This is a genomic window from Mesorhizobium sp. 113-1-2 (assembly GCF_016756475.1).
Lineage (GTDB): Bacteria > Pseudomonadota > Alphaproteobacteria > Rhizobiales > Rhizobiaceae > Mesorhizobium > Mesorhizobium loti_C.
On sequence record NZ_AP023242.1, the window covers coordinates 105,520 to 119,663 of the forward strand.

Genomic DNA, 14,144 nt, shown 5'->3' on the forward strand with positions numbered 1-14,144 from the left:
ACTTGCCGCGCGCCGTCCAGAGCGACGGCGCGCATTTCTGCGGCATACGAGCCTGCGGGCTCCTGCAAAGATTTACATGCTCCTGCAACGATTCCTGATCCGTCTTCTGACGATGCTGATCACGCTGTTCGGCGTGGCCGTCGTCGTCTTCGTCGTGATCCGCGTCGCGCCCGGCGATCCGATCGCCATGATGCTGCCGCCCGGTGCGACGGATGACGACATCGCCCGCCTGCGCGCGCTCTACGGGCTCGACAAGACCATCGTGCAGCAATTCTTCATCTGGCTGTCCGGTGTCGTCAGGGGCGATTTCGGCACCTCGATTTCGCTGCGGCAGGACGTGCTCGGCCTCGTCTTCAACCGGTTGCCGGCGACGCTGGAGCTGGCCATCGTCGCGCTTGTCATGGCGGTGCTGCTTGGCGGCACAACGGCGATCCTCGGCGCGCGTGAACGCGGCACGGCGGTGGAAGCCGGCATCGACATCGCCAGCGGCGCGGCGCTCTCCATTCCCGATTTCCTGTGGGGCCTGGTGCTGATCCTTTTGTTCGGTGTGCTGGTGCCGATCTTCGACATTTCCGGCCGCGTGTCGCCGCAGCTCGACCTGCCCTTCGTCACCCAGTTCTATTTCTTCGAAAGCCTGCTGCGGCTGCGCTTCGACCTGACCTGGGACCTGTTGAAACACATGCTGATGCCGGCGGTAGCGCTGGCGCTGCCGCTGGCGGCGATCATCTCGCAGCTGTTGAAACAGTCGCTGAAGGAAGTGCTCGACCTCGACTATGTCGTGCTGGCGCGGGTGAAGGGTTTTTCTGAGACGCAGGTCATCCTGCGCGAGGCGCTGAAGAATGCCGCTTTGCCGACGCTGACCCTGGTCGGCGTGCAGTTCACCTTCCTCATCGGCGGCACGGTCATCGTCGAGAGGCTGTTTTCCTATGAAGGCCTCGGCAACATGGCGATCGATGCCGTCATCAACCGCGACCTGCCGCTCATCCAGGGCATCGTGCTGGTCTTCGCGCTGCTGTTCGTGCTGATCAACCTCACCGTCGACATGATGTATGCGCTGCTCAATCCGAGGCTGCGCCATGGATAGGGCCTCAAGGCGCGGACTGAGCCCCAGGTTGTGGCTCGCCGGCGGCTGGCTGCTGCTGGCGCTGCTGGCGGCAATCTTCGCACCGCTTGTCGCGCCGCAGGATCCGCTGGCGCAGGATCTGATGCTGGAGCGGCTGCCGCCCTTCTGGCTCGAGGGCGCCGAGCCCGGCTATTGGCTGGGCACCGACAGCCTCGGCCGCGATCTCTTGTCCCGGCTGATCTTCGGCGGCCGCATCGCCTTCATCGTCGCCTTCGCCGCGGCCATCGCCGCCTGCCTCGTCGGCTCGACGCTCGGGCTGATCGCCGGCTATTTCGGCGGCTGGGCCGACCGCATCATTTCGCGCATCGTCGATATCTGGATGGCGTTTCCGCCGGTGCTGTTCGCCATCCTGCTGGTGGCGGTGCTGGGCACAGGCCTCAGTTCCGTCATCCTGGCGATTGCCATCATCGACTGGACGCGCTTTTGCCGGGTGATCCGCGCCGAGGCGATGGGCCAGTCGCGCATGGATTATGTCGAGAATGCCCGCATTGCCGGCTATGGCCGCATCGGCATCATGCTGCGCGAAGTGCTGCCCAATGTGGTGCCGTCGATCGTGGCGCTGCTGTCCTTGGAGATGGGCATAGCCGTCATCGTCGAGGCGATCCTGTCCTTCGTCAATCTGTCGATCTCGACCGACGATCCGACCTGGGGCGGCATCATCGCCGAGGGCCGGCTGTCGATCCATCAGGCCTGGTGGGTGCTGGTGTTCCCGCTGATCACGCTGATCCTCACCGTGCTGTCGTTCAGCCAGTTCGGCGAGGCGCTGAAAGCGCGTTTCGACCCGGTGCTGCGATGAGCGCCTGTCTCGACATCGCCAATCTCAGCGCCGTGCTGCCGAACGGCCAGCGCGTGCTGCGCTCGGTGTCACTCTCCGTGCAGCCTGGCGAGGTCCGCGCGCTGGTCGGCGAGAGCGGCGCCGGCAAGACGATGATCGGCAAGGCGGTGCTCGGTGTGTTGCCGTCGAGCGTGCGCATCGTCGAAGGTGACATGCTGCTCGAGGGCGAAGACCTCGGCAAGCTGCAGCCGAAGGCAAGGCGCACGCTGGTCGGCGCACGCACGGCGCTGATCCCGCAGGACCCGCTGACCGCGCTCAACCCGTCGCGCCGCATCGGCCCGCAGATGACCGACCGGCTGGTGCGCATCCTCGGCTGGAGTGGCGAGAAGGCCAACAGTCGCATCCGGCAATTGCTGGACGAAGTGCAGATCCGCGACCCTGACCGCGTGCTGAAATGCTATCCGCACGAGCTGTCCGGCGGTATGCGCCAGCGCGTGCTGATCGCGGCCGCCTTCGCCGCCGAACCCCGGTTGATCGTCGCCGATGAGCCGACCACGGCGCTCGACGTCACCGTGCAGAAGCAGATCCTGCGCCTGATCGCCGCGTTGCAGCGCGAGCACGGCACGGCGATCCTGTTCGTCACCCATGATCTCGGCGTCGTCGCCAAGATCAGCCAGAAGGTCTCGGTGCTCTATGCCGGCAAGGTGGTGGAAGAGGCTGACACGACAGCGCTCTTCGCCGCGCCACAACACCCCTATACGCGGGCGCTGATGGCGGCGACGCCGCGCTACACCGACCCGTTCGCCTCGCTGAAGCCGGTGGATGAGGCGGTGCTGGCCGGGCTTGCAGCGGAGATAGCGACGGCAGACCAGGCGTGGAGGCCCAGCCATGGTTGAGCCGCTGTTTTCCGTGCGCGGGCTGAAGGTCGCGCTACCCGACATGACACGCAAGCCGCTGATCGGCCGCGCGCCGCTGGCCGAGATTTTGAAAGGGCTCGATTTCGACCTGCCGAGGGGCTCGGTGACCGGCATCGTCGGCGAATCCGGGTCCGGCAAGTCGACGCTCGGCCGCGCTTTGGTGCGGCTGTTGGAACCCAGCGCCGGCGGTATCCGCTTCGAGGGCCGCGATATCACCCATCTGCCGGAGGCGGAGTTGCGACCGTTGCGCCGTGACCTGCAGATGATTTTCCAGGATCCGATGTCGTCGCTCAATCCGCGCCGCACCATCGCCAGCATCATCGCCGCGCCGCTCAAGCAGAATGGGCTTGGCGACAGGCTCAAGGAACGAGTCGCCGAAGCGCTGCAGCGGGTCGGCCTGCCGCAGAGCTTCGCCACACGCTACCGCCACGAATTGTCGGGTGGTCAGCGCCAACGCGTCGGCATTGCGCGCGCGCTGGCGCTGTCACCGAAATTCGTTCTGGCCGACGAGATCGTCTCCGGCCTCGACGTGTCGACGCAGGCGCAGATCCTCACCCTGCTGGAGAAGCTTGCAGCGGAGATGGGCCTGACCGTCGCCTTCATCAGCCACGATCTGTCGGTGATCCGGCGGCTGTGCCGGCAGGTCATCGTCATGCGCGAAGGCCTGATCGTCGAGGCCAGCGCCACCGACGCCTTGTTCGACAATCCCAGGCAGGCCTACACGCGCGACCTCATCGCAGCCATTCCGCTGCCTGAAATCGACGCCGGCTGGCTGGACATCCCTTCGGCGGCCAAGCCGCCGGTGTGAAGGCATACGCATGCCGAAAAGCGGGTTTCGGACGTGCGAGCGCAAAGACCCAGGTCCCGCCAATGGAGAGGACTGACATGAAGACGATACTTCGAAATGCAACGCTCGCCGCCGCTGTCCTTGGCAGTGTCGGCATGGCCTCGGCGGATTCAATCCCCGGCATGCGCGGCCACGACCATACCGGCATCACGGTTCCCGACATGAAGCAGGCGGTCGACTTCTTCACCGAGGTGGTCGGCTGCAAAAAGGCGATGTCGTTCGGCCCGTTCGCCGACGACAAAGGCACCTTCATGCAGGATCTGCTGGGCGTCGATCCCAAGGCGGTCATCGAGCAGGTCACGATGGTGCGTTGCGGCTATGGATCGAACATCGAGCTGTTCAAATACACCGCGCCCGACCAGAAGGATTTGACGCCGAAGAACAGCGACATTGGCGGATTCCACATCGCCCTCTATGTCGACGATGTCGCCGCCGCCAAAGCCTATCTCGACGGCAAGGGCGTCAAGACGCGCATGGGGCCTTTGCCGGTCAAGGAAGGCCCCGCCGCCGGCCAGACCATTCTCTACTTCCAGGCGCCGTGGGGCTTGCAACTGGAAGCGATCAGCTATCCCGACGGCATGGCCTATGAGAAGAGTGCCGAGACGGTGCTGTGGAGCCCGAAGAACCCGGAAAAGTGATCAGCTAGAGCAGTCCACCGTTTCACGGAAACGGTGGACTGCTCTAGCTCTTTTGTTTTGACGCAATTCCGGACGGAAAACCGTTCACACTTTTCCTGGAATTGCTCTAGCGCGCGCTTGCGGGGCGACACGCAAGCGCGCTGCCGATGTCCGCACAATGATTTCGATATAAAACTTTAAGCTTGAAATATCTTGCCGCCAGCGCGATACTGGACGAGACAGCAAGCGAAGAGGAGATCGCACGGATGAAGGTTGCGGTTCTCGGCGGCGGACCAGCCGGCCTCTACTTTGCCATTTCGATGAAGCTCAGGGACGCCGCGCACGATGTGACGGTGTTCGAGCGCAACCGCGCCGACGACACGTTCGGCTGGGGCGTCGTGCTGTCGGCCGAAACACTCGAAAATCTCGCCAAAAACGATCCGGTCAGCGCCGTCTGGATCAAGAAGCATTTTGCCTATTGGGACGACATCGCCGTCATCCATGACGGCGTGCGCACGGTCTCGTCAGGCCATGGCTTCTGCGGCATCGGCCGCAAGCGGCTGCTGATCCTGCTGCAACGCCGCGCCCGCGAGCTCGGCGTCAAGCTGATGTTCGAGACCGATATCGCCGATCCCCGTCCGTACATGGAGACGCATGACCTCGTCGTCGCCGCCGACGGACTGAATTCCAGGGCGCGCAATACCTTCGTCGACATCTTCAAGCCCGACATCGATACGCGCAAATGCAAGTTCGTCTGGCTGGGCACCAACCAGAAATTCGACGACGCCTTCACCTTCATCTTCGAGAAGACCGAGCATGGCTGGGTGTGGGCGCACGCCTACCAGTTCGACAGCGAGACCGCGACTTTCATCGTCGAATGCAGCGAACAGACCTGGGCTGCCTTCGGCTTCGGCGCGATGACGCAGCAGGAATCGATCGCGGTGTGCGAGCGCATTTTCGCCAAGCATCTCGGCGGCCATGCGCTGATGACCAATGCCAACCACATCAGGGGTTCGGCCTGGATCAATTTCCCGCGCGTGCTGTGCGAACGCTGGTCCTACAAGAACCTGGCGCTGATGGGCGACGCGGCGGCATCGGCGCATTTCTCGATCGGCTCCGGCACCAAGCTCGCTTTGGAGAGCGCGGTGGCGCTGGCCGAGTATGTCGAGACCGAGCCGGACCTCGATGCAGCCTTCCGTAGATATGAGGACGCGCGCCGCACCGAGGTGCTGAAGCTGCAGTCGGCGGCCCGCAATTCGCTGGAATGGTTCGAGGAGGTCGAACGCTATCTTGGTCTTGATCCTGTGCAGTTCAACTATTCGCTGCTGACCCGCTCGCAGCGCATCAGCCACGAGAATCTGCGGCTGCGCGATGCCGAGTGGCTGGGCGGCGCCGAAGAATGGTTCCAGCGCCAGGCGGGCGCCGGCGGCAACAGGCTGCGCCGTGCGCCGATGTTCGCGCCGTTCAAGCTGCGCGACATGAAGCTCAACAACCGCGTCGTCGTCTCGCCGATGGCGCAGTACAAGGCCGTCGACGGCTGTCCGACCGACTGGCATTTCACCCACTATGCCGAGCGCGCCAAGGGCGGCGCCGGCCTCGTTTATATCGAGATGACCTGCGTCAGCCCGGAAGGGCGCATCACGCCCGGTTGCCCCGGCTTCTACGCGCCTGAACACGAGGTGGCGTGGAGGCGGCTGGTCGATTTCGTCCATGCCGAGACCGAGGCAAAGATCTGCGCCCAGATCGGCCATTCCGGCGCCAAGGGCTCGACCCGGCTCGGCTGGGAAGGCACCGACGTGCCGCTGGCCTCGGGCAACTGGCCTGTGATGGCGGCATCGTCTGTCGCATGGTCGCCTGAAAACCAGGTGCCGAAGGCGATGGACCGCGCCGACATGGATCTGGTGCGCGAGCAGTTCGTGGCCTCGGCCGAGATGGCTGACCGTTGCGGCTTCGACATGCTCGAGATCCACGCCGCGCATGGCTATCTCCTATCGTCCTTCATCACGCCGGTCACCAACCGGCGCACGGATGACTACGGCGGTTCGCTTGAGAACCGCATGCGCTATCCCCTCGAAATCTTCCATGCGGTGCGCGCCGCATGGCCGGCGGAGAAGCCGATCTCGATGCGCATTTCGGCCAATGACTGGGTCGGCATCGAAGGCGTCACACCCGCCGACGCGGTGGAGATCGCAAAGCTGCTGCATGAGGCCGGCGTCGACATCTGCGACGTCTCGGCAGGGCAAACTTCGGCGCAGGCGAAGCCGGTGTACGGCCGCATGTTCCAGACGCCGTTTTCCGACCGCATCCGCAACGAGGTCGGCATGGCGACGATGGCGGTCGGCAACATCTATGAGCCGGACCATGTCAATTCGATCCTGATGGCCGGCCGCGCCGACCTGGTGGCACTGGCACGGCCACATCTTGCCGATCCCTACTGGACGCTGCATGCGGCGGTGACGCTTGGCGACCGCGGCGTCAAATGGCCGGATCCCTATCTGCCCGGGCGCGACCAGATCTACCGGCTGGCCGAGCGCGATGCCGCCGCGGGGCTGAAAGTATGACGGCCGCAACAGCGATCTCCGGCAAGCACGCGCTGGTCACCGGTGGCGGCTCCGGCGTCGGCCGGGCCATCGCACTGGCATTGGCTGGCGCCGGCATCAATGTGACCATCTGCGGCCGCCGCGAAGCAGAACTCGCAAAAACGGCCGGCGAAAGCGAAGGCATTTTCGGCATCGCCGCCGATGTTACCAATGAGGCGTCCATGGCCTCGCTCTATGAGACGGCGCAAGCCGCGCGCGGGACCTTCGACATCGTCATTGCCAATGCCGGCATGGCCGGCAGCACGCCGACGCACAAGACCACGCTCGCCGACTGGCAAAAGACGCTCGACGTCAATTTGACGGGAGCCTTCCTGACGGTGAAGCCGGCGCTGGCCGGCATGGCCGCGCGGAAATCGGGACGGATCGTATTCGTCGCCTCCACGGCTGGGTTGAAGGGCTACGCCTATGTCGCGCCTTACGTGGCCGCCAAGCATGGCGTCGTCGGACTGATGCGGGCGCTTGCCGCCGAGACGGCGAAATCGGGCGTGACCGTCAATGCGGTCTGCCCGGGCTTCGTCGAGACCGACATGCTGGAAGAATCCATCCAGCGGATTGTCGAAAAGACCGGCCGCTCGGCCGGTGAGGCGCGGGCGAGCCTTGCCTCGACCAATCCGCAAGGCCGCTTCATCCAGCCACAGGAAGTCGCCGCCGCCGTGCTGTGGCTGTGCGGCGATGCGGCGGCATCGATCACCGGACAGGCAATTTCGATCTCAGGAGGCGAAACATGGTAGCCGGCCCCCTGCCCGCGCCGTCGGGACCCGGCAAGGACAGGCTGCGCCTGTGGATCAGGCTGCTGCGCGCCTCGCGCACGATCGAGGCCGAACTGCGTGAACGCTTGAAGAAAGAATTCGATACGACGCTGCCGCGTTTCGATGTGATGGCCGCACTCTACCGCGTGCCGGAAGGCATGCTGATGAGCGACCTGTCGCGTTTCCTGCTGGTCTCCAACGGCAATGTCACCGGCATTGTCGACCGGCTCGTGTCAGAGGGACTGGTCGCCCGCGCGCGCCGCAATGGTGACCGCCGCACGTCCATGGTGCGACTGACCGACGAAGGCACCAAATCCTTTGCCACCATCGCCGCGGCGCATGAGGGCTGGATCGGCGAATTGCTGGGCAAGGTCAGCGAAGAGGATGCCCGCCGGCTGACCGGCATGCTGACCTCGTTCCGCAGCAACTGGGAGGGACGCGAATGACCGCGATGGCCAACCTCAAGCCGAAGCATTTCCTGTGGGAGGTCGAGGGCAGGATCGCCAAGGTCCGGCTCGACCGGCCGGAGCGCAAGAACCCGCTGACCTTCGACAGCTATGCGGAACTGCGCGACACATTCCGCGACCTCGTCTACGCCGACGATGTCGACGCCGTGGTGTTCCTCTCCAATGGCGGCAATTTCTGCTCCGGCGGCGATGTCCACGACATTATCGGCCCGCTGGTCAAGATGGACATGAAGCAGCTTCTGGCCTTCACCCGCATGACCGGCGATTTCGTCAAGGCGATGCTGAATTGCGGCAAACCGATCATCGCCGCGGTCGATGGCGTCGCGGTCGGCGCCGGTGCCATCATCGCCATGAGTTCCGACATCCGTATCGCCACGCCGGAAGCCAAGACCGCCTTCCTGTTCACCCGCGTCGGCCTCGCCGGCTGCGACATGGGCGCCTGCGCGATCCTGCCGCGCATCATCGGCCAGGGCCGCGCCGCCGAACTGCTCTACACCGGCCGCACCATGACGGCAGCCGAAGGCGAGCGCTGGGGGTTCTACAACAGGCTGGTCGATGCGGCGGCACTCGAAGCCGACGCGCTCGACATGGCGGCGCGCATCGTCTCCGGCCCGACCTTCGCGCACGGCATCACCAAGACGCAGCTGAACCAGGAATGGTCGATGGGTCTCGACCAGGCGATCGAGGCGGAAGCGCAGGCGCAAGCGATCTGTATGCAGACGCGCGATTTCGAGCGCGCCTACAAGGCGTTCGTGGCCAAGGAAAAGCCGGTGTTCGAGGGGAATTGAGGATGAGCGGTTTTCGCCCAGGCACCCCCCTCTGGCCTGCCGGCCGTCTCCCCCGCAAGGGGGGAGATCAGCTGTACGTCCTGTCTTCGCCTATCTCCAACGTTGCCAGGTCGAGGCCGTCGGCAAGACTGCCAATCTCCCCCCTTGCGGGGGAGAGGTCCGGCAGGACAGAGGGGGGTGCCTCGCACCAGCACGCGGAAGGTTCCCAACATGCCTGACCGTTCCTTCCTCAACTGGCCGTTCTTCGAAGACCGTCATCGTGAGCTGGCCGAAAGCCTGGAAGCATGGTGCGCGAAAAACCTGCCCGTCGATCACCATAACGTCGATGCCGCCTGTCGCGAGCTGGTGCAAAAACTCGGGGAGGACGGCTGGCTGAAACCGACAGCTGTCGACACTGACAATCCCGGCCCCCTCGACGTCCGCACTTTGTGCATCACGCGCGAGACGCTGGCGCGCCATGACGGTCTCGCCGATTTCGCTTTCGCCATGCAAGGGCTTGGCACCGGTGCGCTTAGCCTGTTCGGCACGGCGGAGCAGCAGCAGTGGCTAACCAAGACCCGCGCCGGCAAGGCGATCTCGGCCTTCGCCCTGTCGGAACCGCGCTCGGGATCGGATGTCGCCAACACCGAGATGACGGCGACCCGCGACGGTGACGCTTATGTGCTCACCGGCGAAAAGACCTGGATTTCCAATGGCGGCATTGCCGATCTCTACATCGTCTTTGCCCGCACCGGCGAAGCACCGGGCGCCAAGGGGCTCTCGGCCTTTATCGTGCCGGGCGATGCCAAGGGCCTCGGCATCGCCGAACGCCTCGAAGTGATCGCGCCGCATCCGCTGGCGCGGCTGTCCTTCGACCAGGTCCGCCTGCCGACCGCCGCACTGATCGGCAAGCCCGGCGACGGTTTTCGCATCGCCATGTCGGTGCTCGACGTGTTCCGCTCGACCGTTGGTGCGGCAGCCCTTGGCTTTGCCCGCCGCGCGCTGGATGAAAGCATCAAGAGGGTGGCAGAGCGCAAACTGTTCGGCGCGCCTATGGGCGAACTGCAGATGGTGCAAGGCCATATTGCCGACATGGCGCTAGACGTCGATGCGGCCGCGCTGCTGGTCTACCGCGCCGCGTGGACCAAGGACATGGGTGCGGCGCGGGTCACCCGCGAGGCGGCGATGGCCAAGCTGTTCGCCACCGACAAGGCGCAAGAGGTGATCGACAAGGCCGTGCAACTGCATGGCGGCGACGGTGTGCGCAAGGGGCACATCGTCGAGAGTCTGTATCGCGAGATTCGAGCACTGCGCATCTATGAGGGCGCTTCCGACGTGCAGAAGGTGGTCATCGCGCGGCAAGTGATGGGCGCGGCCTGACGACGGGAAATTGAAGAGTATTCGATTTTGAGACTTGGTTTTGCGGAAATACCGGGAGGCATGAATGCATGAGATTTTGCAGCCGGAAGGCTGGGCCAAACCGGTCGGCTACGCCAATGGTGTCGCGGCACGCGGGCGGCTCATCTTCGTCGGTGGACAGGTCGGCTGGAACGGGCAGTGCCGGTTCGAAACCGACGACTTTGTCGGCCAGGTGCGGCAGACGCTGCAAAACATCGTCGCGGTGCTGGCCGAGGCCGGTGCCATGCCGCAGCACATCACCTCGATGACCTGGTATTTCACCGACAAGGCCGAGTATCTGGCCAATCTCAGGGGGATCGGCGAGGCCTATCGCGAGGTGATCGGCCGGCATTTCCCGGCGATGGCCGCCATGCAGGTGATGGCGCTGGTCGAGGATCGCGCCAAGGTGGAGATCCAGGCCACCGCCGTTATCCCGGAATAACCAATCTCCGGAATAGTCGCTCGCCCGGAATAATTCATGCGCGCAGGCCAGCCTTCCTCAAAATCGGCAGCACGTGGTCGCAGAAATAGGGCAATTCCTGCGTGTAGTTGACGAAGGAGAGCGCAATGCCCTGGTAGCCGTGCCCGGCAATCGCGGCCATGTCGGCGGCGATCGTTTCCGGCGTTCCGATCAAGGGATAGGTGCCGGCGCCGCCGGCGAAACGCTGGCGGTAGCGGTCATAGGCGTGCGGGTCGTGCGACTGCGAGAATTCCTTCTTGCCGGCCATATGGGCGTCGACCGCCTCATGGTCGGCCAGCGTGGCTGCGTAGCGCGTGTAATAGGCTTGCGCCTCTTCCATCGTCGGACGGCACACGACATGCGCCACGGTGTAGACGCCGACGTCGCGGCCGACCTTGTCGGCCCGCTCCCTTATATCGGCGACATGCTTGCCGGCGTCGCTCATTTCGGAAAAGGTCGTGAACAGATAGTCGCAGCGGGCGGCGGCGAAATCGCGGCCCGGGCCGCCGAAAGCGGCGTTCATCGTCACCGGACGAGGAAGCTGCAGACTGGCAGGCCGGCTCACCGCCTCCTTCAGGCGATAGTAAGTGCCTTCGTAGTCGAGCGGCTCGGCCGACGCATAAAGCTTCTCAAGGATTTCAATCCACTCGGCTGCCTGGTCGTAACCCTTCTCGACCAGCGGCGTGCCGAACATGCCGAATTCCTTCGGGTTCCAGCCGCAGACGATGTTGAGGCCGGCGCGGCCCTGGCTGATGTGATCCACCGTCGCCAGCGCCTTGGCGGCGTAGAGCGGATGCACCAGCGGCACATGCACGGTCATGAACAGGCCGATCTGCTCGGTGGCCACGGCAAGTGCCGCCGCCCAGGTGAAGGTTTCGAACGACCACTCGCGCACCTTGTTGCGGCCGCCAAAGCCGCGCCAGCGGGCGATCGGCAGCATGAATTCCAGCCCGGCGCGGTCGGCGATTTGCGCCGCCGTCAGATTGTCCTGCCAGCTTGCCGTCCAGCGCTCCGGCACATCGGTGATGGCAAGCCCGCCATCGGCGTTGGTCGAGAAGACGCCGAGCTTCAGTTTGTTCGGGCCGTGCAGGGGATGGGCTTTGATCATGTCGGGAACTCGCGGCGGGAGACCACACGCTAGGCCCGCGGCAAAATATTTCAAGCCTGAAATAGCTTCGCCTTGCCGCCGATTGCGGCTATGAATTTGGGCCACACGAAAAAGGGGATCGGCATGAGCGAGTTTCGTCAGAAATGCATTGGCAAGACGAACATCGTCGGTTCCTTCGCCGCCATTCCGCATCCGGTCGCGGTCGAAGTGATGGCGCTGGCCGGCCTCGATTTCCTCTGCATCGACTGGGAGCATGCCCAGATTTCGCGCGACATGATCGAGGCCATGGTGCGCGCGGCCGACGTCCATCGGGTACCGGCGATGGTGCGCGTTCCCGGCCATGGGCCGGAAGCGATCCAGGCAGCGCTGGACAGCGGCGCGCAAGGCGTGCTGGTGCCGCGCGTCTCGACCGCCGCCCAGGCGGAGGCGGCGGTGAAGGCATGTCGCTATCCGCCGCTCGGCGAGCGCGGCGTCGGACCTGGCCGGGCTGCCGGCTATGGCTATCGCATTCCCGAATATCTGGCCGGCGCCAATGACAGGACCGTCGTGGCGGTCCAGGTCGAGACAGCGGAAGGGCTCGCCAACATCGATGCGATCGCGGCCGTCGACGGCCTCGATGTGGTCTTCGTCGGCCCCGGCGATCTCTCGGTGTCGATCGACGCGATCGGACCGAAAGGCGCCGAGAAGCTCAATGCGGCGATCCGCACGATCATCGGCGCAACGATCGCACACGACAAGGCCGCCGGCATATTTTGCGCCAGTCCGCAGCCTGTCGGCCAATGGGCTGCCTTCGGCGCCAGCTTCTTTATCCTGGCCAGCGACACGATGTTTCTTGGCGCCGGCACCGCGGCCAACTGCGCCGCGGCGCGCGATGAACTGGCATGAGACGGGCACAGCCAGGCAAAAAGGGCGTATCGGCGGCGCAACAGCCGGGCGAAACTTTTTAAGCTTAAAACTTTTGCCTTGAAAAGCGCGGCACTTTGGATAGCATCCGAAGTCGATGGTGACTGCCGTGCCGGAGGGGCTTTTCGGGCAGTCCATCGTGGTGCTCCGGGTGGGAGGGGTTCAGTCCTTGTCGTTCATACTGCCCCAGTCATCGTCCAGCGCGCGCTATGCGTTCGACGGCGTGCGCGCCCAGATCCGCGATCTGCACACCGAGAACATCGCCAACCTCGCTGTTCGTGCACGTGAATTGGGCGATGTCATCGCGCTCTGGTACGGCGAAGGCGACATGGTCACGCCCGCCTTCATCCGCGACGCGGCAAAGGCCGCTTTCGATGAAGGGCTGACCTTCTATGTTCCCAACATGCGCGGCCACGGCCCGCTGAACGAGGCGCTGTCGGAATACCAGACGCGCATCCATGGCCGCTCCATCCCCATCGCACGCACCACCGTCACACCGGGCGGCATGCAGGCGCTGTATCTGGCGCTCGAACTGCTCGTCGATACCGGCACCAATGTCGTCTATGTCGCGCCGCAATGGCCCAACATCCATAATGCCATCCATCTGATCGGCGGCGAGCCGCGGCCGTTCTCGCTCGACTTCAGGGGGGACTGGCGCCTCGACCTCGACCGGCTGTTTGCCACCTGCGACGCCCGCACCCGCGCCATCTTCCTGTCGACGCCCTCCAACCCGACCGGCTGGACTGCGTCGGCCGAGGAGATGCGAGCCCTGCTCGACTTCAGCCGTCGCACCGGCATCTGGATCATCTCCGACGAGGTCTATGGCCGGCTCTATTTCGATGGCGATGTCGCGCCCTCGATCCTGCAGATCGCCGAGGACGGCGACCGGGTGCTGTCGGTCAACAGCTTCTCCAAGGCCTGGGCGATGACCGGCTGGCGCATCGGCTGGCTGACGCATCCGTCGGGCGTGGCCGACCAACTCGGCGCCATGACGCAGTATGTCAACAGCGGTACCGCTGCTCCGATCCAGGCCGGTGCCGTCGCGGCGATCCGCCAGGGCGAGCCGCTGGTCGAAGAAATCCGGCAGCGCATCAGGACCGGCCTCGATCTCGCCTATGACAGGCTGGCACAGATTCCCGGCATCATCCTGCCGACGAAACCTCGTGGCGGCATGTATGCCTTCTTTGCCATGGAAGGTGAAAGCGACGCCCGCCAGGCCTGCGCCAAAATCCTGGAGACGGCACGCGTCGGGCTGGCACCCGGCCATCTCTTCGGAAGTTCGGCAACGGCCTTCCTGCGGATGTGTGTCTGCCGTGACCGCGACCAGATAGCGACCGCGCTTGACCGCATGGTCGCTGCCATGAATTGACGCCCCGCTGGGAGGTGGGGCGGCAAGAAACCGTGCGGGGCGAG

14 protein-coding genes are annotated in these 14,144 nt (G+C 64.6%); 13 read left to right on the top strand and 1 reads right to left on the bottom strand.

Translation table 11 applies throughout. From position 1 onward, the window contains the following. Positions 1–76 precede the first annotated feature (76 nt). The 11 genes from JN279_RS00490 (at position 77) to JN279_RS00540 (ending at position 10,702) form a co-directional block, all read left to right on the top strand. A complete protein-coding gene (locus tag JN279_RS00490; RefSeq protein ID WP_096453208.1) occupies positions 77–1,084 on the top strand; it encodes an ABC transporter permease in 1,008 nt (335 codons plus the stop codon). Then, a complete protein-coding gene (locus tag JN279_RS00495; protein WP_202351733.1) occupies positions 1,050–1,919 on the top strand; it encodes an ABC transporter permease in 870 nt (289 codons plus the stop codon). Before JN279_RS00490 ends, JN279_RS00495 begins: the two co-directional genes overlap by 35 nt. Continuing rightward, positions 1,916–2,794, top strand: a complete 879-nt coding sequence (locus tag JN279_RS00500; RefSeq protein ID WP_096453206.1) for an ABC transporter ATP-binding protein — start codon at positions 1,916–1,918, stop codon at positions 2,792–2,794. Before JN279_RS00495 ends, JN279_RS00500 begins: the two co-directional genes overlap by 4 nt. Further along, positions 2,787–3,623, top strand: coding sequence for an ATP-binding cassette domain-containing protein (locus JN279_RS00505; protein WP_096453205.1), 837 nt, complete (start codon positions 2,787–2,789; stop codon positions 3,621–3,623). The genes JN279_RS00500 and JN279_RS00505 overlap by 8 nt, the downstream gene beginning before the upstream one ends. 77 nt (positions 3,624–3,700) lie before the next feature. Beyond that, positions 3,701–4,300: a VOC family protein gene (locus JN279_RS00510; RefSeq protein WP_096453204.1), complete on the top strand. Its 600-nt coding sequence runs from the start codon at positions 3,701–3,703 to the stop codon at positions 4,298–4,300. 245 nt (positions 4,301–4,545) lie between these two features. Next, positions 4,546–6,840 (top strand): bifunctional salicylyl-CoA 5-hydroxylase/oxidoreductase, encoded by a 2,295-nt coding sequence (locus JN279_RS00515; protein WP_096458456.1) that lies wholly within the window; start codon positions 4,546–4,548, stop codon positions 6,838–6,840. Further along, positions 6,837–7,610, top strand: coding sequence for an SDR family NAD(P)-dependent oxidoreductase (locus JN279_RS00520; protein ID WP_096453203.1), 774 nt, complete (start codon positions 6,837–6,839; stop codon positions 7,608–7,610). The genes JN279_RS00515 and JN279_RS00520 overlap by 4 nt, the downstream gene beginning before the upstream one ends. After that, the gene (locus tag JN279_RS00525) at positions 7,604–8,074 is read left to right on the top strand and encodes a MarR family winged helix-turn-helix transcriptional regulator (RefSeq protein WP_027043615.1); all 471 of its coding nucleotides are present in this window, start codon (positions 7,604–7,606) and stop codon (positions 8,072–8,074) included. Before JN279_RS00520 ends, JN279_RS00525 begins: the two co-directional genes overlap by 7 nt. Continuing rightward, the gene (locus tag JN279_RS00530) at positions 8,071–8,883 is read left to right on the top strand and encodes an enoyl-CoA hydratase family protein (protein ID WP_096453202.1); all 813 of its coding nucleotides are present in this window, start codon (positions 8,071–8,073) and stop codon (positions 8,881–8,883) included. Before JN279_RS00525 ends, JN279_RS00530 begins: the two co-directional genes overlap by 4 nt. Before the next feature lie 210 nt (positions 8,884–9,093). Next, positions 9,094–10,242, top strand: coding sequence for an acyl-CoA dehydrogenase family protein (locus JN279_RS00535; RefSeq protein ID WP_202351734.1), 1,149 nt, complete (start codon positions 9,094–9,096; stop codon positions 10,240–10,242). Positions 10,243–10,306: 64 nt separating this feature from the next. Further along, entirely contained in the window at positions 10,307–10,702 is a 396-nt protein-coding gene (locus JN279_RS00540) for a RidA family protein (RefSeq protein WP_096453199.1), read from the top strand. 34 nt (positions 10,703–10,736) lie between these two features. On the opposite strand, the gene JN279_RS00545 is transcribed toward JN279_RS00540, so the two are convergent. Then, the gene (locus tag JN279_RS00545; RefSeq protein ID WP_096453198.1) at positions 10,737–11,828 is read right to left on the bottom strand and encodes an LLM class flavin-dependent oxidoreductase; all 1,092 of its coding nucleotides are present in this window, start codon (positions 11,826–11,828) and stop codon (positions 10,737–10,739) included. Between the two features lie 123 nt (positions 11,829–11,951). Between JN279_RS00545 and JN279_RS00550 the strand changes: the two genes are divergently transcribed. Then, complete coding sequence (locus tag JN279_RS00550; RefSeq protein WP_096458453.1) at positions 11,952–12,713, top strand: HpcH/HpaI aldolase family protein; 762 nt, start codon at positions 11,952–11,954, stop codon at positions 12,711–12,713. A 187-nt stretch (positions 12,714–12,900) separates the two neighbouring features. Next, complete coding sequence (locus JN279_RS00555; protein WP_096458450.1) at positions 12,901–14,100, top strand: pyridoxal phosphate-dependent aminotransferase; 1,200 nt, start codon at positions 12,901–12,903, stop codon at positions 14,098–14,100. The last annotated feature ends 44 nt before the right edge of the window (positions 14,101–14,144 follow it).

Coding starts and splice junctions, on each gene's coding strand:
- JN279_RS00490 (WP_096453208.1), top strand. CDS start 77: ATGCTCCTGCAACGATTCCTGATCCGTCTTCTGACGATGCTGATCACG.
- JN279_RS00495 (WP_202351733.1), top strand. CDS start 1,050: ATGCGCTGCTCAATCCGAGGCTGCGCCATGGATAGGGCCTCAAGGCGC.
- JN279_RS00500 (WP_096453206.1), top strand. CDS start 1,916: ATGAGCGCCTGTCTCGACATCGCCAATCTCAGCGCCGTGCTGCCGAAC.
- JN279_RS00505 (WP_096453205.1), top strand. CDS start 2,787: ATGGTTGAGCCGCTGTTTTCCGTGCGCGGGCTGAAGGTCGCGCTACCC.
- JN279_RS00510 (WP_096453204.1), top strand. CDS start 3,701: ATGAAGACGATACTTCGAAATGCAACGCTCGCCGCCGCTGTCCTTGGC.
- JN279_RS00515 (WP_096458456.1), top strand. CDS start 4,546: ATGAAGGTTGCGGTTCTCGGCGGCGGACCAGCCGGCCTCTACTTTGCC.
- JN279_RS00520 (WP_096453203.1), top strand. CDS start 6,837: ATGACGGCCGCAACAGCGATCTCCGGCAAGCACGCGCTGGTCACCGGT.
- JN279_RS00525 (WP_027043615.1), top strand. CDS start 7,604: ATGGTAGCCGGCCCCCTGCCCGCGCCGTCGGGACCCGGCAAGGACAGG.
- JN279_RS00530 (WP_096453202.1), top strand. CDS start 8,071: ATGACCGCGATGGCCAACCTCAAGCCGAAGCATTTCCTGTGGGAGGTC.
- JN279_RS00535 (WP_202351734.1), top strand. CDS start 9,094: ATGCCTGACCGTTCCTTCCTCAACTGGCCGTTCTTCGAAGACCGTCAT.
- JN279_RS00540 (WP_096453199.1), top strand. CDS start 10,307: ATGCATGAGATTTTGCAGCCGGAAGGCTGGGCCAAACCGGTCGGCTAC.
- JN279_RS00545 (WP_096453198.1), bottom strand. CDS start 11,828: ATGATCAAAGCCCATCCCCTGCACGGCCCGAACAAACTGAAGCTCGGC.
- JN279_RS00550 (WP_096458453.1), top strand. CDS start 11,952: ATGAGCGAGTTTCGTCAGAAATGCATTGGCAAGACGAACATCGTCGGT.